This window comes from Prevotella melaninogenica, assembly GCF_013267595.1.
Lineage (GTDB): Bacteria > Bacteroidota > Bacteroidia > Bacteroidales > Bacteroidaceae > Prevotella > Prevotella melaninogenica_D.
Map to the genome: position 1 here is coordinate 955,319 of NZ_CP054011.1, position 25,762 is coordinate 981,080.

The 25,762-nt window shown below is 48.9% G+C and carries 25 protein-coding genes; 3 read left to right on the forward strand and 22 right to left on the reverse strand.

Features of this window, described 5'->3' with window-relative positions; translation table 11 throughout:
- Window positions 1-129: 129 nt before the first annotated feature.
- The 16 genes from FIU21_RS09185 to FIU21_RS09260 form a co-directional block, all read right to left on the reverse strand.
- Window positions 130-639 (reverse strand): lysozyme, encoded by a 510-nt coding sequence (locus FIU21_RS09185; RefSeq protein ID WP_004360061.1) that lies wholly within the window; start codon window positions 637-639, stop codon window positions 130-132.
- Window positions 636-1,106 (reverse strand): DUF3872 domain-containing protein, encoded by a 471-nt coding sequence (locus tag FIU21_RS09190; protein WP_004360060.1) that lies wholly within the window; start codon window positions 1,104-1,106, stop codon window positions 636-638. Before FIU21_RS09190 ends, FIU21_RS09185 begins: the two co-directional genes overlap by 4 nt.
- Window positions 1,107-1,118: 12 nt before the next feature.
- On the reverse strand, window positions 1,119-1,697 hold the full coding sequence (locus FIU21_RS09195) for a conjugal transfer protein TraO (RefSeq protein WP_004360059.1): 579 nt from the start codon (window positions 1,695-1,697) through the stop codon (window positions 1,119-1,121).
- Window positions 1,691-2,641, reverse strand: coding sequence for a conjugative transposon protein TraN (gene traN, locus FIU21_RS09200; RefSeq protein WP_004360058.1), 951 nt, complete (start codon window positions 2,639-2,641; stop codon window positions 1,691-1,693). Before traN ends, FIU21_RS09195 begins: the two co-directional genes overlap by 7 nt.
- Window positions 2,642-2,685: 44 nt before the next feature.
- The gene (traM, locus tag FIU21_RS09205; RefSeq protein WP_036881604.1) at window positions 2,686-3,945 is read right to left on the reverse strand and encodes a conjugative transposon protein TraM; all 1,260 of its coding nucleotides are present in this window, start codon (window positions 3,943-3,945) and stop codon (window positions 2,686-2,688) included.
- Window positions 3,938-4,228: a hypothetical protein gene (locus tag FIU21_RS13370; RefSeq protein ID WP_139051427.1), complete on the reverse strand. Its 291-nt coding sequence runs from the start codon at window positions 4,226-4,228 to the stop codon at window positions 3,938-3,940. Before FIU21_RS13370 ends, traM begins: the two co-directional genes overlap by 8 nt.
- A 4-nt stretch (window positions 4,229-4,232) precedes the next feature.
- Entirely contained in the window at window positions 4,233-4,856 is a 624-nt protein-coding gene (traK, locus tag FIU21_RS09215) for a conjugative transposon protein TraK (protein WP_004360055.1), read from the reverse strand.
- A gap of 17 nt (window positions 4,857-4,873) precedes the next feature.
- Window positions 4,874-5,911: a conjugative transposon protein TraJ gene (gene traJ / locus FIU21_RS09220; RefSeq protein WP_004360054.1), complete on the reverse strand. Its 1,038-nt coding sequence runs from the start codon at window positions 5,909-5,911 to the stop codon at window positions 4,874-4,876.
- A 12-nt stretch (window positions 5,912-5,923) separates the two neighbouring features.
- Window positions 5,924-6,553 (reverse strand): DUF4141 domain-containing protein, encoded by a 630-nt coding sequence (locus tag FIU21_RS09225; RefSeq protein ID WP_004360053.1) that lies wholly within the window; start codon window positions 6,551-6,553, stop codon window positions 5,924-5,926.
- Between the two features lie 27 nt (window positions 6,554-6,580).
- The gene (locus tag FIU21_RS09230) at window positions 6,581-9,103 is read right to left on the reverse strand and encodes a TraG family conjugative transposon ATPase (RefSeq protein ID WP_004360052.1); all 2,523 of its coding nucleotides are present in this window, start codon (window positions 9,101-9,103) and stop codon (window positions 6,581-6,583) included.
- Window positions 9,103-9,435: a DUF4133 domain-containing protein gene (locus tag FIU21_RS09235; RefSeq protein ID WP_004338355.1), complete on the reverse strand. Its 333-nt coding sequence runs from the start codon at window positions 9,433-9,435 to the stop codon at window positions 9,103-9,105. The genes FIU21_RS09230 and FIU21_RS09235 overlap by 1 nt, the downstream gene beginning before the upstream one ends.
- Before the next feature lie 3 nt (window positions 9,436-9,438).
- On the reverse strand, window positions 9,439-9,741 hold the full coding sequence (locus FIU21_RS09240; RefSeq protein ID WP_004352587.1) for a DUF4134 domain-containing protein: 303 nt from the start codon (window positions 9,739-9,741) through the stop codon (window positions 9,439-9,441).
- A gap of 133 nt (window positions 9,742-9,874) precedes the next feature.
- Window positions 9,875-10,654: a hypothetical protein gene (locus FIU21_RS09245; RefSeq protein WP_004360051.1), complete on the reverse strand. Its 780-nt coding sequence runs from the start codon at window positions 10,652-10,654 to the stop codon at window positions 9,875-9,877.
- On the reverse strand, window positions 10,651-11,139 hold the full coding sequence (locus FIU21_RS09250; protein ID WP_004362764.1) for a DUF3408 domain-containing protein: 489 nt from the start codon (window positions 11,137-11,139) through the stop codon (window positions 10,651-10,653). Before FIU21_RS09250 ends, FIU21_RS09245 begins: the two co-directional genes overlap by 4 nt.
- Window positions 11,140-11,150: 11 nt before the next feature.
- Window positions 11,151-11,669, reverse strand: a complete 519-nt coding sequence (locus FIU21_RS09255; RefSeq protein ID WP_004352581.1) for a DUF3408 domain-containing protein — start codon at window positions 11,667-11,669, stop codon at window positions 11,151-11,153.
- On the reverse strand, window positions 11,656-12,459 hold the full coding sequence (locus FIU21_RS09260; protein WP_004360049.1) for a ParA family protein: 804 nt from the start codon (window positions 12,457-12,459) through the stop codon (window positions 11,656-11,658). The genes FIU21_RS09255 and FIU21_RS09260 overlap by 14 nt, the downstream gene beginning before the upstream one ends.
- A 589-nt stretch (window positions 12,460-13,048) precedes the next feature.
- Here FIU21_RS09260 and FIU21_RS09265 point away from each other — a divergent pair.
- The 3 genes from FIU21_RS09265 (at window position 13,049) to mobC (ending at window position 16,885) form a co-directional block, all read left to right on the forward strand.
- Window positions 13,049-13,462: a plasmid mobilization protein gene (locus FIU21_RS09265; RefSeq protein WP_004377575.1), complete on the forward strand. Its 414-nt coding sequence runs from the start codon at window positions 13,049-13,051 to the stop codon at window positions 13,460-13,462.
- The gene (gene mobB, locus FIU21_RS09270; RefSeq protein ID WP_004360047.1) at window positions 13,459-14,733 is read left to right on the forward strand and encodes a conjugal transfer protein MobB; all 1,275 of its coding nucleotides are present in this window, start codon (window positions 13,459-13,461) and stop codon (window positions 14,731-14,733) included. The genes FIU21_RS09265 and mobB overlap by 4 nt, the downstream gene beginning before the upstream one ends.
- 148 nt (window positions 14,734-14,881) lie before the next feature.
- Window positions 14,882-16,885 carry a conjugal transfer protein MobC gene (mobC, locus tag FIU21_RS09275; protein WP_004360046.1) on the forward strand — a complete coding sequence of 668 codons (2,004 nt, stop codon included), beginning with the start codon at window positions 14,882-14,884 and terminating at the stop codon, window positions 16,883-16,885.
- Between the two features lie 21 nt (window positions 16,886-16,906).
- Here the strand turns inward: mobC and FIU21_RS09280 are convergent, their stop codons facing one another.
- The 6 genes from FIU21_RS09280 to FIU21_RS09305 are packed head-to-tail and all read right to left on the reverse strand — an operon-like array spanning window position 16,907 to window position 25,556.
- A complete protein-coding gene (locus FIU21_RS09280; RefSeq protein ID WP_004362762.1) occupies window positions 16,907-18,211 on the reverse strand; it encodes a DUF1302 family protein in 1,305 nt (434 codons plus the stop codon).
- 2 nt (window positions 18,212-18,213) lie between these two features.
- Window positions 18,214-18,993 carry an outer membrane lipoprotein-sorting protein gene (locus FIU21_RS09285; RefSeq protein ID WP_004360044.1) on the reverse strand — a complete coding sequence of 260 codons (780 nt, stop codon included), beginning with the start codon at window positions 18,991-18,993 and terminating at the stop codon, window positions 18,214-18,216.
- 45 nt (window positions 18,994-19,038) lie between these two features.
- Entirely contained in the window at window positions 19,039-21,399 is a 2,361-nt protein-coding gene (locus FIU21_RS09290) for an efflux RND transporter permease subunit (protein ID WP_004360043.1), read from the reverse strand.
- A gap of 6 nt (window positions 21,400-21,405) precedes the next feature.
- Entirely contained in the window at window positions 21,406-23,139 is a 1,734-nt protein-coding gene (locus FIU21_RS09295; RefSeq protein ID WP_004360042.1) for an ABC transporter ATP-binding protein, read from the reverse strand.
- A gap of 21 nt (window positions 23,140-23,160) precedes the next feature.
- Window positions 23,161-24,915 carry an ABC transporter ATP-binding protein gene (locus FIU21_RS09300; RefSeq protein ID WP_004360041.1) on the reverse strand — a complete coding sequence of 585 codons (1,755 nt, stop codon included), beginning with the start codon at window positions 24,913-24,915 and terminating at the stop codon, window positions 23,161-23,163.
- A 26-nt stretch (window positions 24,916-24,941) separates the two neighbouring features.
- Entirely contained in the window at window positions 24,942-25,556 is a 615-nt protein-coding gene (locus tag FIU21_RS09305) for a TetR/AcrR family transcriptional regulator (RefSeq protein WP_036886161.1), read from the reverse strand.
- Window positions 25,557-25,762 lie beyond the last annotated feature (206 nt).

Here is a 25,762-nt window from a genome sequence, read left to right on the forward strand (position 1 = left end):
CTCTGTATTAGCAGTTGTATCCTTCCACCTATTACAGTCGTTTTAATCTTCATTGTGAAGAAGGAAGAAAAACAACAAGAAAACGCCCCTTGCGGAGCATAAAAATGTCGCAAGAGGTGTATTTGATAATCAGGGTATATAAAACAAGGCAAACTCCACCTTTCGTCGTTTGACAAGCCCTCGCAGGACTTTGCCTTTGTATCGGCAGAAAGAGACAAATTCACGGTAATAGTTCCTGTCGCCCGACTCTATCTTTCGTATTAGTCGGCTTTTGGGATGATTACCGTAACCGAGCAAACGACCAACGCCCACATTGTAGGCAAGCAAAGTAAGCAGTAGTGCATCTTTGCCATAGCCCTTGAAATGTTCAAAGCATTTCCAAAGGTCGGCACGAAGCAGCGAGTCCGCCTGCCGTTCCGTCATTGCTGCCGTGAAGTGCTCGCCCGGCAAGAGCTGATGACCATAGCCGACGTATGGATAATCCTTCTTGCCGTGCATTCCCTCAAAATACCTGATGCAGACCACCGCCCGCTCAAAGGGCGGAAGATCGGCAAGCCGTCTCCGCTTACTCTGAGCTGACAATGGTTGGAAACCAATCAAAATCAAGCTGAATAGAATTATAATCCTACTGAAAATCATTGTCGTATCGGTACTTTTTCTATCGCTTTGGGCGTGTCCTCATTCTTCTCGTTGTTGAAGTTGAACGATAGCTTGACGATCTGCCCGAAGTTGTCCTCCACATACATATCAATGGTTTGTCGGTCTGTGGAAGCAGAGGTGTAGTAGAGTCGGAACACTTCCTTGGTGAGCGGATAGCGGTCGTTGGGCTTGAATGCCGTCCCGTTGTCCATTCTTAGCGTCCCTTTCCCGTCCGGTTGGAAATATCGGATGGTGTAGCGAGTATCGGCAAAATTGCCTTCACGTTTGAGCGTACACCTGATTTCTGCCGTCTGTCCCTTGACAATGTCTTTCTGAACAGGCATCGTCTCGACAGTGAACGGGTAAGACTGCTGAACATCCAGTTCCCTATCACAAGCAGATAAACAAAACACGGCAAGGGCAAGCACTCCCATTACCCATATCGAACTCATTATTTTATTCTTCATTGTTCCTTGATGTTAGAAGTTAAACTTAAAACCTGCCGACAACGCAGGACGAAACCGATGCACATCCGTGCCGAACAACACTCGTCCCTGACCTTTGAGAAGCAAGAGAACATTGTCCGTCAGGAAACATTCCACGGAAAGATGCAGCGCACCGCCATAGACAAAGCGTGAGCGGTCGAGCAGTTTTGCCCCATCGGGCAGGAACGGCTTATCCTCCCCCAATTCCTCATAGCCGCCCAAAGCGGAGATACCGCCATAGAGCAACACGTTCTTGCCATTGTCCGAGAATAGCGGGTGCATATAGCCCAAATGCAAAAGTGCATCTTTGAGTTTTACGCCATAGTCCCGATACGGCATATTCTGCTGTTCGTACTCCAATCCCATAAAGGTATAGTTCTCACGCTTCAAGTAGCGAGTGAGCGACAAGCTCAGACCGAAGTTATCCTTTGCAAAAAGTTTTTCACCCTTGATAATCGGCAGACTGCCCACGACTTCTATTCCTTTCTGCTTCGAAATCAGTCTCTGCGCTTGTGCCGGCAGCATCATCGCCACCACACAAGCCAATAAAAAGAGAACCTTTTTCATTACCATTTGAGTTTAAGGTTGTCAATCTTCTGTGCCAACAAGAGGTCTTCCTGCTCGACATAGAACGTCAGCGTCCGCCCTCCGTTACGCTCGTAAAGCGTTACTTCAAGCTGTTTGTCCTCCGAGAGCGAGAATTGGTCGAGTACGAAGACGGAATGCTCGCTTCCCTTGCCACGCACTTGCAGCACCTGATGATAGGCACGGAGCGGTTGCAGCACCTGCTCCTGAATAGCGGTACGTTTTGCCACCTTTTTGTCCACCACCTTGAACGTAACGAAGTCCACCGAGTACGGCATATTCGTCTCGTTCTCCATTCGAGTGTGGAAGTAGAGCAAGCCATTGTGCGCATACAGTCCACGCAGCAGGAATTTCATTCCGAACTGTCGGGCCCCGATGTGCTTGATGGTTCGCTTGTCATTCTGATAGATGGTCTGCATCATCAGTTTGACAAGCACGGGCGACTCGTTGCCGAGTTCCTTGAAATAGATATCCGCACGATTGCTCGGCAAACGTCCCTCGACGGGCGAAAGAAAGTCTTTCATCTCCACGCTCAGCTTCTCCGGCTCATCGGCATACTTCACGTTGAAAGCATAGAACGAGCCGTCCTCGCAAATCACGCTCATATTGGTCTCCGTCTCAAAATCCTTGACGGCAGCCTTTACACGCAGCACGTTTTCCGCATCCTCCGCCTTGCCGGCGATGATGTTCTGTGAACCTAAATCGACATAGCGGACAGGCGCAGGGAAAATCAGATGCACCGTCTTTTCAAAAGTAACTTCCAAGCCGTAAGGCAGGACGATGCGTCCGTTCGGAATTGCCTTGCTCATACCTTGAAAGAGTTCTCCCGATGAGAGCGGACGGTCGGGCATAAGCGTTGAAGTCGTTGTCTGTGCAGTGGCTGACGCTCCCATCGTGGCAAGCAGGACAGCCGAAAAAATCCATTTTTTCATTGTTGTTGTTATTTTGTTATTGCTATTTTTATTGATTGATATGCTTATTTTGACTGAACCAAGAACAGGCGGTAGCCCCCTTTAAGTGTTACCTTGACGGTGCGGAGCTTCTTTTGGAGCAGTTGACTTGCGCCCTGCATCACCCCACGTGCCGCCTCCGAGATAATCTGGTCTTTGGCGGAGGAAGCAAAGGTGAAGGAAGTTCCCATCGAACCACCGATGTTCGCACCCACCTCTTTGAGGGCGTTGATGTCCTCCGAACCGGGAATGAACACTCCCTCCTGTCCGTCCGTGTCGTATGCCGAGAGCTTCACGGCAATAATCCGTCCCTCCACCTCAATGCTCTTAACGAGCAGGTGCAGGCGGTTGCCCTCAATTTTAGCCCTCGCAATGAGTCGGCTTTGTCGGGGAATGCGCAAGCCTTGCACTTGGGCAGTTTCGAGCAGGCGCAACGCCACATTGTCGCCCTCTTTGAGTGTTACCGTCCTGTCCACCACCACGCTGAGCGTGTTACGGGGCACGGCAGCAACCGCACTCGTGAGCGAATGAAAGCCCATATTGCGTGGCTTCGTGCCATATTGCTGAACAAAGTCGGCATCTGTCATCGGCTGGTTGAGCGAAGACACCACCTGCTTACGTTCTGCCAATACCTCCATTGCCGGGAGAGAACCCGTTGAAGATGCTTGTTTTGTTGCCGATGTTTCCAAAGTACCTTTTCCCTTTGCGGGTGTAAAAGCGTTGGTAGTAGCGGTAGTCGAAGAAGACTGTGGCAGATACTTCGCCGCCATTTGGTAACTCTTTTCCATCAAGGCGAGCTGTCGCTTCTCCTCCGCATCCTCATTCTCGTTCTTGGATGCCAGTTCCTTTTTGAGATTGTCCAACTCCGAGCGTAGTGCCTCACGTTCCTGCTCATTGGGGTCGGGCGCATAAAAGGAGTTCAGCAGGCGGTTGTTCTCCTCATAGCGGTGCATCGAGCTTTCAATCTTTGCCGTCGAAGCGGCTGCTTCCGCACGTTCGCTTTCCGAGGGAGCGGTATTACTGTCAAAGTAATCCGAAAGCCTGCCCATTTCCTCGCGTGTCTGTTCGTCCTGACGGCTCTTGTCGCCCAATTCATAGGCTTTGAGTTTGTTGCCCGTCAGCTGTTCGGTGGTCGCCTGCGGTATGCTGTCGTTCAGTCCCTGCTGAGCAGCGCTCTTGTCCTTACCCGACGGGGCAAAGATGAACCACATCGAGAGGGCGAAAAGCAGTCCCAGCCCACCGAAGACCAGTCCTTTTTTCAGTTGTTCTTTTTGTTTATTATCCATTTTCATTGCTATTGGTTGAATATCGTTGATAAAGTTGTATAAACACACTGTCTGTATGGATGTCGCTGTCTATTATCATTCCTTTGGGGATAGGCAGCCTTTCCTCCTCGTGAGGCAGGAAAAACTGCGCTATCATCCAGATGGAACAGACAAAATAGACAAAGCTCAGGGAGAAAACAATCAGCTTGCGCTGCCTTGCCGTGAGCCTGTCGCACCGATGGCGGAGCCACAAGTGCGCCCTCAGATAGTGGCGTGCGAATGAGAATCCTCTTGTCCTTTCCATCGTGCTATCGTTTATAGGTTTGGAGGTCTTGATTCTGTCGCACCATAAACTGTTCCATCAGAAAGCCCTGCGGATTGTTGTCCGAGCGGACGGAGTTCTGCAAGGTGCAGGTCGTAATCAGGTTACGCTCCGTGATGTTGCTCGGTCGCACGATGAACTGACGGGCGTAGGTCGTTACCTCGTAGGGATAGACCTCAAAGTTGCAGCGGATGGAGTCCACCTCGATACGCTGATTGACATTGCCCGAAATGGCACGGTTGTAATAGCCCTTTTCCGCCAAGTCCTTGTAGTAGTTGAAAGCCGACTTGTCGCAGAGCAGGAAGGCACGCTCCATGTTCTTCTCGATGGCATCCTTATCGGGCGCGATGGTGAAGAACAGTTCATGGAAACGGCGGACGTGTTCCCTCGCTTCCACAGGGCGGTTCTTGCTTGCATCCTGACTCAGTGCGAGCATCAAGGATTTTCCTTGGTCAAGCACATAGATTTTCTCCCTTTGCTCTTTGGCAAAGCCATACGAGGCATAGACGGCATAGCCGCTGACCGCCACGCAGACGATGGCGAAGACAAAGGCATAGAGCCTGATTTGACGGAATGAGGTCTCGATATTGGTGAGTGATTTGAATTCCATTGTTTTTTCGTTTTTTGTTATTTACCTTTGAGTAATGCACCCTTGATACGTCCGCCCACATTGCCGATAACAGAACCTGCACCAGCTGCGGCATATCGTCCGCCCGTGTATGCACCCTGTGCCCCACGCTGAGCCGTCTGATTGACGTTGCGACCATAAGAGCCGATACCGCCACCTGCTTCGATAATCCAGCCTGCCACCGTCGGTACGCAGAAGTAGCCCACGATGCCGATGAGGAAAAAGACGATGTAATACCAAGTACCGGAATCCGGGAGATAGTTCGGGTCGCTGAGTGCCTCTATGTCTTTCTGCACCATCAAGACCTGTATCTTGGTGAGCAAGGCTGTGAGAATACTGCTGACGGGCAACCACAGATACACAGAAATGTACCGAGAGAACCAAGCCGTGAGAGACCCTGCCAGTCCGTCCCATACGGCAATGCCGAATACGATGGGGCCAAGAATGGAGAGCACAATCAGGATGAACGTGCGGAGGGTGTCAATAATCAGACCTGCGGCATGGAACAACAGCTCCATCAGGTCGTGTACCATCTTCATCACCCACTGCTTGGTCTGGTAGGCAGCCCGCTCGGCATACATGCCTGCAATCGTTACGGCATCCTCCGGACCAATAATCCCCATTTCCTCGATTTTCTCGTCAAACTTCTCGTTCGACACCAAATAAGCCGTCTCGGGATTGCGCAGATAGGCATCCTCCTGCAGCTTGTTCCGCTTGGCGGTCAGTTCCGCCAAATTGTTCTCCTGCCGATTGACCATCTTCTCCGTGCCCTGCACCACCGGAGAGAGGACGGCGTTCATTGTTCCGAGTACGAAAGTCGGGAAGAACATGATGCAGAAGCCCAAGACGAAGGGGCGTAACAGCGGAAACACGTCGATAGCTTCGGCACGGGCGATGGAAGCCCACACCCTCAGCGCGATATAGAAGAGTGCGCCCAATCCTGCCACTCCTTTGGCGATGCCCGTCATCTCCGAGCAGAGGGGCATCATCTCGTCATAGGTGGAGCGCAGCAGTTCGTGTAAACTCGTAAAATCCATAGCGCAGCGAGTTTACCAATAGCGACTGGCAGTATTGCCGTACAATGCCCTCACCGAAGCGAGGTCGTTCTTCTCCCTCGCACGCACATAGCTCACGGAGATGTTCTTGCGGGTGTAGTAGGAAACGAGGGAGCGGTATTCCCTGAGCGTGGTGTAAATGCGGTCGATAGCCTGCATGCGCTCGTGGTCGTTCATGGAGAACACCCCCGATTTGGCAACGGACTTCAACTCCTTCAGACTCTCTCCGCTCTGCTCCAATAGCTTGGTGTAGCCCGAAGCCATCGCAGCGAGTTCGGAGGGACGGAAGTTCTTGTCGGAGAGCATCTTCTTGTACGAGGTAACGTAAATCTCCGAGATATCGCCCACCATCAGGATGCACTCCTTGACTTTGTAGGCATCGCCGATGAGGTTGTTCACCTTCTTCAGCGCATCGTAATACTTCTTGGTGTCGTTGTAGAGTTTCTCCACCTCCTTGAATCCGTCCAAGGTATTCTTCACCGTCTTCGAGGCGGTGGCAATTTCCTTGACCGTATTGGCGATGTTGCCCGCAAAGTTGGTCGGGTCGCTCACTACCCACTGTGCGTGAGCTTTGGGAATAGAAAGGCTCAATCCTAAGAGAGCCATAAATAAAAACTTTTTCATTGTTACTACTATTTTGATGGTTCGTATTTATTTCTTCTTATTGTTTATTTTCTCATTGGCGAGTAGCCTGATGGCGGTTTCAATATCGCCACCGAGTTGCTCCGCACGCTGCATCACCTCCACCTTTTCCGTTTCCTCGGTGGTATAGGTAAGGTATTCCTCCATACTCACCTCCGTGGCATAGACGGCACTCTGCATACCGCCCAGACCAATCCATACCTCTTTGTATAGTCGGTTGGGGTCGTTGTTTTGGTTGATGGAAAGAATCTGGCTCTTCTCCTTTTCGGAGAGTCCGAGCATGGCTTGTATGCCGTCGAACTTGGTCATGTACTTGCGCTGGTCGAGCAGGATTTTGCAGTCGGAGTTGTTGATGATACTCTCCTTGACAATGGGCGACTGGATGATGTCGTCCACCTCCTGCGTTACGACAATGGCTTCACCGAAATACTTTCTGACCGTCTTATATAAATATTTTATATAGTCTGCCATATTAGCGGATGCAATCGCCTTCCACGCCTCTTCAATGAGTATCATTTTTCTTATACCCTTGAGTCTTCGCATCTTGTTAATGAAGGCTTCCATGATGATGATCGTCACCACAGGAAACAAATCCTTGTTGTCCTTCACTTGGTCGATTTCAAAGACGATGAAGCGTTTGGAGAGCAGGTCGATGTTCTTGTCCGAGTTCAGCAGGAAGTCATAGCGTCCACCTTTATAATACTGCTTGAGTGTCGTTAGGAGGTTGTTAATATTGAAGTCAGAGAGCGTTACCTTAATGTCCCGATGCTCCATATCCTCACGATACACATCACGCAGGTACTCATAGAAGGTATTGAAACAGGGCGTAACGCTATGGTCAGCACATATCAGCTCGATATAGGAGTTTACGGCTGAACCAAGTTCACCAGCTTCCGTCTTAGTGATATGCTCATCGGCACTCTTCCAGAGCGTGAGCAGCAGCGTACAGATACTCTCCCTTTTCTCCACGTCGAAGAAGTAATCATCCGTATAGAAAGGGTTGAAGGAAATCGGACTTTCATTGGTATAGGTGAAATACACGCCGTCCTCGCCCTTGGTCTTGCGGTGGATAAGTTCACACAAGCCTTGATATGAGTTACCCGTATCGACCAAGAGGACATGCGCCCCCTGCTCGTAATACTGACGTACCATGTGGTTGGTGAAGAAACTCTTGCCACTGCCCGAAGGACCCAAGATAAACTTGTTGCGGTTAGTGATGACTCCCTTTTTCATTGGCAAATCCGATATATCCAGATGAACAGGTTTTCCAGAAAGGCGGTCAGCCATCTTGATGCCGAAGGGAGAGAGCGAATCCTTGTAGTTTGTTTCTGCCGTAAAGAAGCAGAGGGCAGGCTCGATGAAAGTATAGAACGACTCTTCTGCAGGAAAGTCTGCCGCATTGCCGGGTATGCCTGCCCAGTAGAGCGTTGCCGCATCAATGGTGTTGTGGCGTGGTCGGCATTCCATCAAGACAAGAGCAGAGCCGACATCGTTCTTGATTTGGCGGAGTTCCTCCTTGTCGCTGCTCCATGCCAGCACATTGAAATGGGAACGGATGGATGTCAGTCCCTGTGAGTGGGCAATGTTGAGATACTCCTGTATCCACTCCTCGTTGATTTGGTTGCTACGGCTGTAGCGTGCCAGCGAGTGCATGTTGCGTGCCTGCTTCTCAAACCTTTGCAGGTTATCATCGCTGTCCTCGATGAAGAGGTACTGATTGTAGATGTGGTTACAGGGCAGCATCAAGCTGGCGGGAGCGGCAAAGGACAGTCGGCAGTCGCTTCTGTCGGTCGATAGTCGCTCATAGCGTGTGTCGGTGGAAACACTTGTGGGCAGATCGTCCGTGTCTGACAGCGTATGCAGGCAAAGGCGGTTGTCCCCGACACGCACAAGGTCGGAACCCAAGCGGATGTCCTCCAAAGAAGCGTGTCCGTCTTCTGAAAGGGAGAAGTATCGGTCCAATAGTCCACCTTGCTCGGCTGTACCCACCAAATCCTCCTCCGTCATACGGGTGAGCCGAATTTGCTCCGTGTCGTTGATAATGCGCTCGAACTGGTCCACGGCTTCCATAAACTTGATCACTTCCTCCTTGTCGGTAATCTCCTTGGGGAGCAGGTGTCCGCGGCAGAGTGATGAAAAGTTGCTCTGTCGCTGCATACGCTGCTTGTTGGTCTTAGTCAGGAAGAGATAGACCGAATGGTGCAGGTAAGGACGCTCGTTGAAGTGTCGCTCTGAACTTTTGGCAAGAAAGCTAAGTCCAGAGCCTTGCTGACTATTCATTTTGGCTTGGTAGTTCTCTTTGATAAACCAGTCCTGCTTATGCACGATGGTATAGTTGGGCAGCACCTTGATTGCCTTGTGCCATGCCGAGTGCATCGCCTCGTATTCGGCAGAGGTGACGGTGAAGAGTTCGGGCAGCTCCACACGGAAAGCCACCGTGATGTCGGCATCCTTGCTCACCATGCAACCCTGCTCGATGGAGAGCAGCGGGAACTTCGCTTCCAAGGTCGTGATTTTACTGTTGTTTCTCATTATGCCTTGCGTTTGGGTTTGAGGTTACGGATAAGGTGAAAGACGGTACGGCGGTTCAAGAGGTAGCGCGGGTGCATCTTAATGGCTCCCTGCTTCATCAGTCCGTATCTGCCGTACTTGCGGTTCATGGCAAACGTTTGCCACACGACGAGTGTTGCACCCACTAAGCCAAGACCGAGGCAGACTATCTGGTCGATGCCACAGAGATAGAGCACCACCACGAGAAAGAAGACCGCCAGCAGTCCCCCAGCAAAGAGGAAGAGATATTGCGCCTTCAAGCCCTTGAACTCTACCGTCCGACCTACACCTTTATTGATTTCCCATTGTGCCATCGTTTACAGGAAGAAGGAACGTAAGATGGTGGCAGCCACAATCAGGAAGATACACGCACCGAACCAAGAGGCTGCTGTCTTGCTCGTATCGGGGTCGCCTGAGCTAAACTTGTTATACACCTTGATACCGCCAATCAAGCCGACCACGGCACCGATGGCATAGATGAGTTTCGTACCCGGGTCGAAGTAGGAGGTTACCATTTTTGTGGCTTCATTGATACCTGCCATACCGTTTCCCTGTGCATACGCTCCTGCGGTGGTCAGTGCCGTCAGGAGCAGCATCATTGTGATTTTCTTTTTGTTCATTTGTATTTGATAATTTTAAATATGAAATAATAATCTCCTTTGGTGAAGGAAAGGGAAAGAGCGGCACATATGATAATGAAGAAACCAATTCGCAGATAATGAACCGACTTCTTTCCCTGCCTTCGTTGATTGTTTACAGATAGTATGAAAGTGGCTTTTCGTCAGCATCACCCGAAGAGGTGTCAGATACGTCAGAAACAGGTGGTGTTGAGTTTCGAGAAGATGGCATTGCTTGTTGATTGCTCTGTTCTTCCTTTTCTTCCGCCCTGCGGATTTTCTCCAATAGCGAGGCTTGTTCGCCCTGCATCTTGGCGATGTTTTCCTTGTACTTATCCAACAGTTCGGAGTCTTGAAGTTGTCGAACGGTCTCTTTGACCTCTTCCTCATCAGCCTCCTCACAGTTTTTTGTCCACTTTTGCAGGCGGACTAAGTCACGTGCAAGGATGGACTGCCCCGATACCTCGGCTTCGCCCGATGTGGACTCGATGGGCAGGCTTAATTCCTCACGGGCAACTTCATCTTCGTCCACCCTCTCCATCTCGAAATCAACGTCCATCTCGTTGTCCTCTTCGTTCACATCTTCCTCCTTTTCGGAGTTCTGCGGTGCAAAATTATTGCTATTTCGCTCTGGTTTTTCAGATGATGAAATAGAGGGCATTTGTGGGATAATTGGGGAAATGGAACGACTTTTTCCAATCAGTACAAACTCGGTTTGTTCATTTGCACCTTGCCCTTTCAGTACGTCTTTTTCCTTCGCTGCTTCGTTCTTATTGGTATCTTCATGACTCTTTCCCTTTTTCTTGATGATGAAGTCATACGGAGATACATACCGCATATAGAAATATAGGATACCAAGCATCATCCAAATGATGATGAGTACTAGTATAAAACTGAAAAGTATTGTTTCCATCATAAGTTCAATGTTTTGTACCGCTTATGTGCCGAAGCGGCTTCATTCAACAATTCCTCATAAGTACGAAGATGCCACATGAGAATATTCTCGATATATGCAGTGAGTGTGGATTCCGATTTTGTGTTCCAAAGGACATCGCGCAACATCTGAAGTATCTCTCGGTTGATGGTAAAGCCTGATTTTGCACTCTGTGGAGTGGGCTTGAAATATATGGATTCATAAAGATGCCACAGATCTTCCGTAGACTTTGGAGCGGATGTCGAGGTGTGAAAATCGTCTCGACTGGTGTTTTCTCTTTCATCGTCGTCTATATTCCTTGCTGGTTCATGGAGCATTGATAATTCGTCCGTCTCAGCCGCCTGTGTTAGGTCATTCATTGGTCTCCTTGTTTTTTGATGAAGCACCATTGCATAAGTGCAGAGCACCGATGTGATGATGAGGTTAAAAAACACGAGTGTCAGGATAATTACATTTATTGTTGTCATGATTGTATGGTTTATAATGTTATTGTTGTCTTGCGCCTTTGCTTTGCAGCCGCACTGTTGAGCAGTTCCAGATGTTCTCGCAGGTGCTCCCGAAGGATGTTATCTATGTATGCGGCTATGGAGACACGCTCCCCCAAGTCCTGCAACACGTTGCGCAGGTTCTGTAATGTCTCCAAATTGATGGAGAAAGCTGTCCGCATTTGCGAACGTACGGGATGAAAGTATAGGGAACGGTATTCCTCTATGGAAAGGGACGACCTGCCGGACTTTTCCATTCTTGGCTTCCTTTCTCTTTTCGGTTCAGTGTTTCCGGTTGCCCCACCTTCTGTTTCATCTGCCGGTTTTTCGTTTGTTGGTTTCGTTTCTTCCGGACTTTCGTCTTCCTCTCGTAATGTTGCAGGGGAAGGTTCTGTGTCCTCAGAAGGATCGAAGGGGTTGGGGACCGTGACAGGTTTCACCACGACATTGTCCTCTGCCATTTTCTTCAGCTTCTTTTCCAGTTGCTGCTTTCTTTCCTCAATCGTTGCCATTTTCTGTTTTCGTTTTTAGTTTGAGACGTTGAATTATCTCGGAGACGAGTTCATCCAGCCCTGTGCCCGTTCGTAATCCCCTTGCAGGAGGCTGATAGGTGGAACGGAATACGCCTCGTAGCCCGTATGTGGAAAGTTCGTGGGAGAAACGGTGTGTGGCATATACATAGCCGGGCAGGAGCGTGAGTTCGTGTCCTTGGATAAGTTTTGTGTATTCGTCGATGATGACGTTCCTTACCCTTCTGTCCACCTTGTTCCAGAACAGGATAATGTCCTTTATTCGTGAGTCGGACATTGAAACACCAATATCCGTAATGGTCTTGGCGTATGCCATACAGGAGACGAGTGACTGTATGTCGGCTTCAAGCGGAGACAGGATATAGTCCATCTGAAGGGACAGTTCCATCAACTCTGTGGTCCCTGCATGACCGGGGAAGTCGAACACGACCAACTGGTACGTCTCATTGTTGATAGTGTCGATTTTATTCCGTGCAGTCCTGACAGCTTCTTTGGGGCTGGACTTATAAATTCTGTATGCCTTTTTGCCGAGGTGGTGAAAGTATTCCTCCATGGACTTGGAAAGCTCTTCGCTTTCCTGAACGACACTTTTCTCGCGTTCCCTCAGTTTGTAAAAGGAGTCCTGCGACAGGTCGCAGTCCATCACGAAGAGGTTGATGCCCTGTTCGTAGTACAATATGCTGCTCACAATTTCGGCAAGCGTGCTTTTTCCTACTCCTCCCTTTTGTGAGGAGAACCCCAGAAAGAGGGGGCGTTGTTGTTTGTTCTCCATAATGATAATTTCTTAGTTCATATTACTTGTCTATTTGCTGTTTGGATGTTCTCTCATTCTTGAGAGTAATCAGCAGACAGTTAATTCTGACTGCGTATGATTCGTGCGATAGTCTGAAAGGACGATTTATAGTTCTTGCAATCTGTTGTATTGACAATAGTTTGTCATGACAACAAATTGTCATGAATATGTTTCGTTTCTTCTTTGCATCTTTGGTGCAAGCCAACGGTAATACGATGTGTCTTTTGCTTGTGTCGTCATACCATAGTTCGCTCGTTTTGGCTGCAAAATAAATGATATTTTGGTTGATTTTATTACACCGATGAAACACAGGGAAACACAAGGGAAAAGAGTGAATGTCGCTGATAATGAGTTATTTGAAAACTCGCCGTAACTTTGCAGACGAGAATAATACATGGAGGTAATATCCCGAAGCAGACACCCCAAAAGGGTGGATACTTCAATCGTATCATTTCTTGATATTGGCAAGGTGTGTCTTTGTAACACAAACCTCCGTTTGTACCACAAAGACCCTTGCCCCAAAAGGGGATTAAATCACTCCGAAGTCGTAATTAGAAACCAAAGCGATATGAATAAAGATGCAGAACATCGTTCAGAACGAAAAAGAATAGAAAAGCCCCGCTGGGACAACTGGCATGTACGTTTGCCCGATCCAAAAGATCAGCAGCGTGCCATAGAATTATTTCATAAATCAGGAGCAGAAACAAAGTCGGATTTCGTGCGTGCTCGTATACTTGGCGAGAGTTTCAAGGTGATTACAGTGGATAAATCCGCCGTAGAATACTACCGAAAGCTCTCTGAATTGACGGCACAAATCCATAAGATTGGCGTACTCTATAATCAAGCGGTGCGTGCCATCAACTCCTATCACAGCGTGAAAACCGCACATATTCTGCTTGAAAAGTTGGAGAAACTGTCTATTCAGATTATCGAACTTCAAAGGAAAGCGGTTGCCTTAACCATTGATTATCGTAGTAAATGATAGCCAAAATATCATCGACAGCAAACCTTGGAAGAGCTTTGGGCTATAACTTCAAAAAGGTAAGGCAGGAGGAAGCAACTATTCTGCTTGCCGGTGGTCTGTACCAAAATCAAGATGGCAGATACGCTATGGAGCAGGTGCTATCCGATATGCAGCAACTTATCCCGAATAAGTGCAGGACAAAGAATACTGTCTTTCATTGCTCGCTCAATCCGCACCCGGATGAGAAACTCTCCGATGAACAACTAACACAGATAGCCAAAGAATATATGGAAGAGCTTGGATATGGCAATCAGCCTTATATTATATTCAAGCACAACGACATTGCCCGTGAGCATATACATATTGTTTCGCTCCGCATTGATGGAAATGGCAGGAAAATCAATGACAGGTTCGAGAAGCGAAGAAGCAAGAAAATTACCGATGCCTTGGAAAGAAAGTACAGTTTGATACCAAGCTCTCTGAAAAAAGAGAATAACGGCCAAATCTGTGATAAAGTAGATATAGGCAAAGGCGACATCAAGCAGCAGGTCAGCTCGATTGTCCGTGCCGTCCTAAAGCATTATACATTCTGTTCTTTGGGTGAGTTGAACGCCATACTCTCCCGGTATAATCTCGCTGTGGAGGAAGTGAAGGCGGAGTATAGGGGTAAACGATATGACGGGCTGGTATATGTTCCTGCCGACAATAAAGGTAATAAGGTGAGCACACCTATCCATGCCTCGGACATCGGTCGTGGTGTGGGGTATACTGCCGTACAGAATAAAATGCTAAAATCCAAGCAGTCAATCAAAGCGTATATTCCGCGGATGCGAAAAAAGGTGTTGGAGGTTATGCGAACTTCTCCCATGACAGAAGCCGAGCTACTTGATAACTTGAACAAACAATGTTTGCGCACTGTTATTCGCAAGAACGAGAGCGGACGCATCTATGGTATTACATTCATTGATGATGAAAAAGGCATTGCGCTCAATGGCTCCAGATTGGGTAAAGGATATGCTGCCAATTTATTCAACGCATATCTATCTAATCCAGCACACAATTCATTCTTGGATGAATCGCTCTATGGTAAGATTAATACCACCTTACAGCAACAGATGTGGACAACACTGCCCGAAGAACAAGCAAGCGACAATCTTGTCGATGAACTTATCGACGATATGGTGGGAGAATCCTTCTCTTCATCGGGCAATGATGATTGGAAAGAAGCGGCATGGCAACGTAAACTCCGTAAACAAAACAAGGTAAATCTTAAACGCAGGAAGCGTTAAGTGCACCGTTCAAATAGTATTCAACCACAATATTATGCACCGCCCGAAAATTGTCTTATAGGAGAATTAAAATTGTCCTATAAGACAATTTGAAAAGTCTTATAAGACAATTTTAAGCACAAGGGCGATTACTAACAAATTTAAGATTATGGCACAAGAAGATGATTTAAGGGCATTGGGTAAAGTTATGGACTTTATGCGGGGTATATCGGTGATATTCCTCCTGATTAACTGTTACTGGTTCTGCTACGAGGCATTTCAAGAATGGCACTTCACACTCGGTATCATCAACAAGATACTGATGAACTTTCAACGCACCACGGGATTATTTTCATCTATCCTATGGACGAAACTCTTTTGTGTGGTTTTCCTTGCGCTCTCCTGCTTGGGCACAAAAGGCGTGAAGGAGGAGAAAATCACATGGTCAAAGATTTGGACGGTGCTTTTCGCAGGTTTTGTGTTCTTTTTTCTGAATTGGTGGCTGTTGGCATTGCCCATTGGTAAGGTGGGTGCTGCTTCGCTCTATATCTTCACCTTGTCTGTGGGCTATATCTGTCTGCTGATGGCAGGTGTGTGGATGAGCCGACTGCTCAAAAATAACTTGATGGATGACGTATTCAATACCGAGAATGAGAGTTTTATGCAGGAGACGCGACTGATGGAGAACGAATACTCCGTCAATTTGCCCAGTCGTTTCTACTACAAAAAGAAGTGGAACAACGGCTGGATCAACATTGTCAATCCGTTTCGCGCATCAATGGTGTTGGGTACTCCCGGCTCAGGAAAGTCGTATGCCATCGTGAACAACTACATCAAACAGCAGATTGAGAAGGGCTTTGCAATGTATATTTACGACTATAAGTTTCCCGACCTTTCGGAAATTGCCTATAACCATTTACTCAACCACCTTGATGCTTACCAAGTAAAGCCGCAATTCTTTGTGATTAACTTCGACGACCCACGCAAGTCGCACCGCTGCAATCCCATCAATCCGTCTTTTATGACGGATATTTCGGATGCCTACGAGAGTGCCTACACGATTATGCTCAATCTCAACCGCTCGTGGATTCAGAAGCAAGGAGACTTCTTTGTGGAGTCGCCCATTATCCTTTTGGCTGCCATCATTTGGTTTCTGAAGATATACGAGGACGGCAAGTACTGTACATTCCCTCATGCCATTGAGTTTTTGAATCGTCCTTATGCGCAGATATTCCCCATACTCACTGCCTATGATGAATTGGCTAACTACCTTTCTCCCTTTATGGATGCATGGGAGGGTGGAGCACAAGACCAGTTGCAGGGACAGATAGCCAGTGCCAAGATACCACTTTCACGAATGATCTCACCTGCCCTTTATTGGGTGATGACGGGTGACGATTTCTCACTTGATATCAATAATCCCAATGAGCCGAAAGTGTTGGTCGTGGGAAACAACCCCGACCGTCAGAATATCTACTCGGCAGCACTCGGACTTTATAACAGCCGTATCGTGAAGCTCATCAACAAGAAGAAGCAGCTCAAATCCTCAGTAATCATCGACGAGTTACCGACCATCTACTTCCGTGGGCTTGACAATCTTATCGCCACAGCCCGAAGCAATAAAGTGGCAGTTTGTTTGGGCTTTCAGGACTTCTCACAGCTTACCCGCGACTATGGGGATAAGGAGAGCAAGGTGATACAGAATACCGTGGGCAATGTTTTTAGTGGTCAGGTGGTAGGAGAAACAGCTAAGACTCTATCAGAACGTTTTGGTAAAGTGCTACAGCAACGTCAATCAATGACCATTAACCGTAACGACAAATCAACCTCTATCTCCACACAGATGGATAGTCTTATCCCTGCATCGAAAATCAGCAACCTTACCCAAGGTATGTTCGTGGGAGCAGTATCCGACAACTTTGACGAGCGCATTGACCAAAAGATTTTCCATGCTGAAATAGTGGTGGATAGTGCTAAAGTCTCTGCCGAAATGAAGCAATACCAGTCCATTCCTGAAATCAATGCGTTTCAAAACGAAGATGGCTCCGATAATCTCAAAGAGACTATCGAAGCCAACTATAAATGTGTTAAGCGGGAAATAATTGTTTTGATTGAAAAAGAAATAAAAAGGATAAAAGAAGATCCTTCTCTTTGTCATCTTATAAAAGAATGAGACGCAATGTCTTTATGTCATTCAAAAACTATATTTCATCTTTGCCCATATTTCAGAGTTTCGGTCATACATCTGAAACTTGCCTTTGTCGGCATGGAAGAAATCGTATCCGGCAGTGAGTTCGATTTGGTCGTTCAAGGCGTAGGATGCAGAGAAACGGTTGAAAACGCCGCCATTGGCTACATCTATATAGGCGAATGTTGAAAGTTTCAGCATATTCCGCAGTAGTTCTTTCGATATTCTTGCCGTGGCAAGTCCGGCATTGCGATAAACGGAAAGACCGTCAAGGTTCCCTGCCGTATATTTATGGCAGTATTGCGCGCTGAAGTTCCAATCGTTGCCCGGATACCAGTCCACACCGGCAAGGATATTGTACGTATTTCGGCATACCACATCTTTTCCTACACCTCTGCTTTGCGCCTCATCGAAATAGCAAGCAGCCTCGCTGCGAAGGACAAACTGTCCGACAGGCAGAGAGCAGTCGGCTCCGAGCATCGTCATCCGGCGGTATTCCCCTTTGGCTAAAAGCGACTTTCCATCGTTGGACACAGCAAGGGAAAGAGCGGGCGTCTTGTTCCATGTCCGCAGGGCGCTCAGGGAGAAATCTATCCCGCTGAGATTGGTCGTTATCCGCCCGCCGTACTCCATATTCCTAAGTCTTTTCTCCGGTTTTCCACTTTCCAAATCTATGGTATAGGGAAGAGGGGCTGACGGCAGAGTCAGTGCCCACGGATTGCGTCGGTCGGTGGGAAGGATGAAGAAATCCGCCACGGGATTACATATCGCCTCGAATGTTACCGAATGCCATGTGTATTTTGCACGCAGGGCATTGACGGGCATACGAATGTCATCGTAGTCCTGCGCAAGGAACTCGGTATAGTCGAACGGCGACACGCAGTCCGTAACGCGCAATGCGTCTGCCACTCCCCATACCACAATCTGCCGCCCCACCCGAAGGTCAAGGTTTCCTTTGGTGTATGCAAGATATGCCTCACGCAGTTCCAGTCCCGTGCGGTCTTTCAGTATGCCGTTGTAGGTGGCGTTCATGGAAACAAAAAGGGAAGCTGCTCCTTTTTCAAGTTTCACCTCTCCGCGCGCACGGGTTCTCGAAGCCATCCACTCGTTCCTGCCTCCTGTCCTGACGGCATGGTATGTGTCGAGGAAACCTCTTACCTGAACACGCAAGGCGTTGTCATCCGTTTCTTCCTCTTGCATATATTCCGCATCGGCAGAATCATTCTCCACCGTCAGCGTATCAATCTGGGCAAATGCCTGTGCCGAGAACATCGGCACAAGCAACAGCGTCCATAATCGCAGTATTTTCATGATCAGAGTCCTTTTTCCAGTTTGGAGACAGTGAAGAGATTGGGCGCAATCTTGACGTTGAACCTCTGATTGTCCATCTTGATGATGGTCTTATGCCCCGTCTGTACATTCTCCATCTGCATGAGGTGCATCGTCCAGAATCCCTGTACCTTGTCAATATTTGAGATGGTAAGGCTGCGATGCAGTTTATTGAGCTTATCGTAGTAATCCGCCTTGATTGCCATCAGACAGTCCTGCCTGATCCATGTGATGCGCTTTGAGTATATTTCTCCCTTGTCCTTAGGCACGGACTGCACCACCCAGCATTTGTGTCCGCTTACCACTTCCTCACGCAGCAGCGTGTGTGTTTCCTCGTCCACGCTGCGTGTACTCATGTCGTCGTATGTAAAATCGCTGCCCATGAAGTAATCGGTCTTCGATGACTTTCCACTAATGCGCCTTGTCTTTTTCATGGCAGGGAGATAGAGCCATTTGTCGTCTGTCTTGCCGGGATTGTCATAGTCCCAAGTGAGAAATCCCGTGCCCTTCACGTCGCCGGGATAGGTGAAGAACATGATTTTCTTTGTGTCCTTACCTTCGTCCATTGCCCACGATTCAATTTTTCGCACACGCTTATGCCCACTTTTTTGAATAAGTGTCATTTCCACGGTGGCATAGCGTGTATCGCCATCGGCACGGTTCTTTACTTTTTGCATAATGTCTCTTCCGGTGAGACCAGCTGCTTGTGCAACACTCATTGTCATCAAGGCAATAAGGGATAAAATAAAATGTCTTGTTTTCATTTTCTTTATATTTTATGATTGAATATTTTAACCTTACTTGTTTGTTTAACTATTTGTTTTTGAACCTTTTTCCTTTCCGAACACCCGCAAATATTTGAAAAGTATCGGCGTGAGGAACAAGTCTGCCAACAATGCCGACACCATACCTGCTACAGCCAGCAAGCCCCAGTTTTTCGTCTGCGTGGCGTCCGACGACATGAAGCCGGCAAATGTAGCCGAGATGATGACCGTTGACATCACGATGGCCAGTCCCTCCGTGCGGAAAGTCTTGCGGATAGCCATGTTATAGTCATTATAACGATTATACGCCACATGGCAATGGTTGATGAAGTGGATGGTGTCATCGACGGCAATACCCAAAACCATAGGAATGAGCGAGGCTGTCATCATGTCGAGCGGATAGCCCAGCCAGCCCATCATTCCCCCCACGATAATGGCGGGGGCAATGTTCGGTATCATTCCCACCAGTCCCACTTTCCAACTTCTGAACAGGAGTATGAGTATCACGCCAATGACCAGCACCGAGAGCAGCATCGACCACATCTGTCCACGCTCCACATACTGCTGCATCACCGTAAACTGCGGTATATTGCCCACTACCGATACATGTGCGCCGGGAAAGAGCCTGCGCGCTTCGGTTTGGAGCAGATCCATTTCTTTTTCCGCCTCGTTGGAGTTGTAGCTCTTCAACTCGATTTGCAGGCGCAGCCGCTGATAGTCATAGTCCATCCAGTATTCCGACTCCGTACCTCCGGCATTCTCATAGAGTAGCAAGAGCTGAGCCACCATGTCGGCATTGTCGGGAATGCGGTATTCCTTCAGATTGTTGCCGTTGAGCGTGCAGTTCATGTCCTTCACAATGTCCGTGACAGAATTGTGCCGCTTGGTCAGCGGATAGCTTTCCGTGATGGTTGCCAGTCGGTCGAGTCGTTTCAGGTTTTCGGGCTTCTTCGCGTCGTCGGCATGCGGCAGTGTAATCATCAGGTCGTAGGAGTACATGCTTCCTAATTCCGTGTCGCAGAGGTCGAGGAATTTCTTTACATATTCCACCTTCCGTCCCATAGTCTTCTCAATGTCGAATGCCGGTTCAATGGAGAACATGCCGATGCCGCAAAAAAGCGTGATGGCTACCGAGACAATGAATATCGGGCGGTGGCGACGCAGGACGAAACTACCAAACTGCTCAAACCGTCCGCCGACGTATCCTTCGAGACTCTTAGATACGTCTATGCTTGGCTTGCGGTCTTTTCCGAATGAGAGTATTACAGGGGTAACAATCAGACAGGTAATCAATACCGAAAGCAGGCACAGCGAGGTGTTCACGCCGATAGCCTGCATGGGGACTATCTTCATGGATAGGAAAGTCATCATAGCCGCTATGGTAGTCAATCCTGACAACAAAACACCCCATCCGGTCTCGCCTACAGCATCGGTGATGGAAGCCTTGCGCCTGCCCGTTTCCACAAACCGTGTCTTGAAGAAGTTGTACAGGTGAATGTTGTAGGCAATGGAACAGGCAAAGGCCAGTATGACCGCTATCATGGCGGTAGTCATATCTATATACAGTCCGGTCCAGCCTATCACACCAAAACTTATCAGAAGACCAAACACCGACGTGAGCAACGGGGCGATGACTCCCCGCAATGAACGGGTTACGACAATCATCACCACAATGGAAACAAGGAAAGCTATGAGGAACAGCCGCCCCATTTCATGTTTCAGATAAACCACTTTTTCGTAGCTCAAGTAGGGCATTCCCGCAGCAGCAGGCGACAGTTCTGCGTATTTCGCCTTGCCGATGATGTGTCCGGCTTCTTTGCCCGTGAGCATATCCGGGGCAATATCGCTCGTCTTCTTCCACACGCTGTCCTCCGGGAAGGGACGCAGTTTCACCATGATCCATGTCATCGTGCCGTCCTTCGACACCAGTTTCTTTGAGAGATAGGGCTTGCTGTATGCCTTGCGTCTGATTTCTTTCAGTGAGGCTACGTCCGAGGGAATATCGTCGGGCACAATCTGCTCTATGGTCATTCCCTCCTCGGTGCCGACGGTGAATTCAAGGTCGGTGAGCGATGTAACCTTGTCGGCATACGACAGGCTGTCCTTCAGCTCCTCGCTCAACTCACGGATAAGTGTCAGGCTGCGCTTGGAGAAGACGTCCTTGTTCTTCACTAATACCGCCACGTAGTAGTCGTTTCCGAAGATGGACTTAAACTCGTTTGTCTTGAGCAGCATCGGGTCATCGCTCACGAAATAGTCGTCGAACGATGTTTTCATGACGATTCGCTTTGTACCCACGAATGAGAAAGCGATAAGCAGGGCAAACAGCCCCATTACCAACAGTCGGTGGCGTAATATCCACACCGACAACTGCCTGAATTTACGGTTAATGTTTTCGATTTTCATTGCTATTTATTTTTCATTATTGTTTTCCTGTTGAAGTTTTACCATCCGCGCAAATTCTCCACCTTTAGCCATGAGGTCTTCGGGCGCACCCTGCTCGATGACTGTTCCGCCTCCAAGCACCACGATGTGATCGGCATTGCGGACGGTGCGCATGCGGTGGGCGATGATGATGACGGTCTTACCCTGCACCAATTCTGAGATGCCTGCCTGAATCTTCGTCTCGTTCTCGGCATCAAGGCTGGCGGTAGCTTCGTCCAAGAGAATGACGGGAGCGTCTTTCAGAAGCGCACGGGCAATGGAGATACGCTGCCGCTCACCGCCAGAAAGGGTTTCGCCGTTCTCGCCGATAATGGTGTTGTATCCATTCGGCATACGGCTGATGAAATCATCACATTGTGCCAGCCGTGCCACACACCGCACTTCCTCATCGGTGGCGTCACGCTTGCCGATGCGGATGTTGTCGGCGACAGAGGCGTTGAAGAGCAGCACGTCCTGAAACACCACGGCATAGTTGCGGAGCAGTGTCTCCGGGTCGATGTGGGCGATGTCGTTTCCGCCTAATAGAATCTTTCCGCCGTCAATGTCCCAGAAGCGTGCGGCGAGTTTGGCGGTGGTGCTCTTTCCGCCTCCCGACGGACCGACGAGTGCCGTCACTTCTCCCTGCTTTGCTGTAAAGGAAACATTGTGCAATACCTGTTTTTCGGTCTCGTAGGCAAAGCTCACATTGCGGAACTCGATGTCGTAATTGTCCATCGCCACATCCTTGTTTCCTTTCTGTTCCGGCATAGCCTCCATTTCTTTCATGCGATTGATGCGCACGTCGAGAAAAGCGAGGATGGCAAGATTGTTGCACACATCCTGAATGGGATTATAAACCATGGCTGAAATAAGGAGAAATGCCAGATAGACGAAAATAGACACGTCCCCATGCTGTAGCATCCATGCGCCTGCGACAATGACGGTGGGCATACCTAATTTCAGAAGCATGGCAGAGAGATTGACAAACGAACCTGCCACCAACTCACCATTGACCAATTCCTTCTCATAGGCTTTCAAACGGTTGTCAAAGCTGCGGTTGTATTCCGCTTCGCCATTGTACGACTTGATTTCTTGAATACACTCCAGCCCCTCCTGCACCTGTTCGGTTACGCTGCGCTTGACGCGGTAATTCTGCTTGAAAGATCTGTCCATCATACGTCTTGCTAAGAGCAGAGTTGCCAACGCCAGCGGCACCACCCAGAAAAGGGCGGCAGCCAGTCGCCAGTCATAGAAGAACAGGCTTACGGCAATGATAAGCATGCTCAGCACCGACGCGAACAATTGGGGAACAGCATGCGAGAAGATTTGCTCCAACGAGGTGCAGTCTTCCATAATGGTAGAAGTCAGGTCTGACAGGTTCCGCTCTCCGAAAAATGCTAACGGCAGGCGGCGCAGTTTCTCCGCAAGACCGATGCGACGCTGCGCGCTCTCGTTGTAAATGGTGGTATAGGTGCTGTCATACTGCCATCGGCTGATGAAGAACATCACGCACATCAGCACAACTGCCAACAACACGTAAAACCACAAGGTGTGCTGACCGATGCGGGAATCGGCTTCCAAGTATTCCATGAGGAACAGGAACAGATAGGATGGCGGCAACATCAGCGCAAGGTTGAGCAGCGTTGAGAAAGCTATCCCCCTCCGCAAGTCCTTTGCTCCTTTTTCCGAAAGGGCGAAACGGTTTTGAAAATATTTAATCATATGGGTGTCTCCTTAGAATGTTTATAGTTTCCATGCCACTGCTTTCTGGTATTCGTTCCACATATTATAATAGTGTCCCCGCTTAGCCATCAGTTCCTTGTGCGTACCCTGTTCGGCAATCTGTCCATTGTCCAGCACCACGATGTTGTCGGCATCCTGCACGGTGGTCAGGCGGTGGGCAATCATGAGGACGGTCTTCCCGTTGGTGAGATGTACCAGTGCCTTTCGGATGAGATGCTCGTTCTCCGGGTCGGCAAAGGCGGTAGCCTCGTCGAGCACCACGATGGGCGCGTCTTTCAGAATGGCACGCGCGAGGACAATGCGCTGCTGTTCGCCACCGGAAAGATACGTGCCCTCCGCTCCAATGACGGTTTCCAAACCTCGGGGCAGACGGTCGATGATTTCACGGCTTTGCGAGAGGTCTATCGCCCGGTCTATCTGTTCTGCCGTTGCTTCGGGATTGCCGTAACGCAGGTTCTCTATTAGTGAAGTTTTGAACAGGTGAGTGTTCTGGAATACGAAAGACACGCTGCGCATCAGCTCCGACTTGTCCATCTGTCGGACATCCACCCCGCCGATGCTCACGCTGCCCTCACGCACGTCCCAGAAACGGGGAATGAGCCGTGCCATCGTTGTCTTTCCACTGCCGGAAGCTCCCACAAGCGCCACTGTCCGGCCTTCGGGAATGGTGAGATTGACGTGACAGAGGGCATCCTTTTCTGTGCCTTCATATCTGAACGAGACATTTTCAAAGCGTATGTCGCAGGCTTGTGGCTTCCGGATATTGTCGCTTTCGGGCAGCGGGGAGGCATCGGTCAGTTTCTCCAATCTATCGACAGCCTCGTTTGCCAAGAAAAGATTCTGACTGAGATACATCATCTTCATCACATTGGTTGCGATGACCGGTGTAATGACAACAAAGAGAAAGAGGTCGGCAATGACCACCGCCACACTTCCCCCGTGCCCGATCAGGATGATGCCCACCGGCACGAGGAAGAAGGCAAAGGCATTGATGGCAACTGTATATGCCGACATCGGCGAACGCCACAACAGCGTGTACAGAATGACAAGGTCACGATAGCGGATGATGCTGTCGTGGAACCGCTTGAACGAGAAGACGGTCTGCTGGAAAACCTTCACCACCGGGATGCCGCGTACATACTCCACAGCCTCGCCGCTCATCTTCTCCTGCGCATCGAGATATTGCTTTTGGAAGTTGTTGTTTCTCGGGTTCATCATATAGCCCATGATGCCGAAGGCACAGATGATTGGCAACATAGCCGCCAAGCCCAATTGCCAGTCCACTGTCAGTAGCAGAACGATGACGCCAACGGGGGCGACGATGCTCCCCGCCACATCGGGCAGGATGTGCGCCACGAAGGTGTGGGTCTGCGCTGAGTCCTCGTCAATGATTTTGCGCATGCGTCCTGTGTTCTGCGTATCGAAAAATCCCAGCGGTACGCGCATGAGCCGTTGCATTGCCCTGCGGCGCATGTTGGTCTCTACACGGAACGCGGCGAGATGTGAGAACATGAGTGCGGCAAAGTAGAGCAGCACGTTTGCCACCGACACGATGAAGGCGGCAAGGGCATAATCCCATACGGGTGCGTCGGCAAGGTTGCCCTCTGCGGTGAGCAGCGCACGCACCACGAGCCACAAAAGAACGAACGGGACGAGCGAGAGCAGTCCGTTGATTGCCGACAGCCCGACGGAGCAGGGCAGCAACCACTTGCGCCCTCCCATGTAAGCTCCTAATCGTTTGAGTGTTTTGAACATATCATTATTGTTTTTTGAATGTTATCCTATGGTTTCATCAGCTCTTTCCAGCCTGCCGTTCCAAAGGTGATATATTGCATGAGTGCTTGTTTGACTTCCTCCTCACTATATTCCTCGTGTTCCACCAATTCGCAGAAGAGTGTCGTCCAAGCCGAACTGGTGAGGTGAATCAGAAACGGGGAGATGTTGGTGTTGATGTGCGGGTATCGTTCCTTCATCAGCCGGAGGTATTCCATACCGACCTTCATCTGGTAGTCGATGATTTTGTTCTTATATCCCTCCAACGAAGTTCCCTCAGCATTGAAGAGTAACAGCCGCAGTTCGGGGCGGAACTGTTTGACAAGAGTGAGCATCGCCATGATGTGATTGATTTGCTGTTGCCGCAAATCGAACACGTCGAGCGAGAGAAATTCCTCATCATTATGCGAGAGGATATAGCGGTCAAGCGCGGTGAGCAATGGCTGCAATACCGCACAAAATAGTGTATCCTTACTGTCAAAATAATGATACAGGTTTCCCACAGTCACGCCAGCCTTACGCGCCACGTTTCTAATGCACGTACGCTGCACACCATTTTTGATAAACTCTCTATGGGCAACTTGCAATATGCGTTGCTTTATGTCTGTCTTCAATGTCTGCATAGTCAAAGATGAATAATGAACATGGTTCTAATTTGTTCACAAAAAAAGCGCACCATTCTATGATGAATGATGCGCTACTTTGTTGTTTCAATATTGAAACCCTTTGTATGTGGTATTTATCCTTTGTCATAAACTTTTTTAGATACTGCAAAGATAGAAAGAATGCTATTTCCATACAATACCCAAATATAGTGATTTCTTGCGAA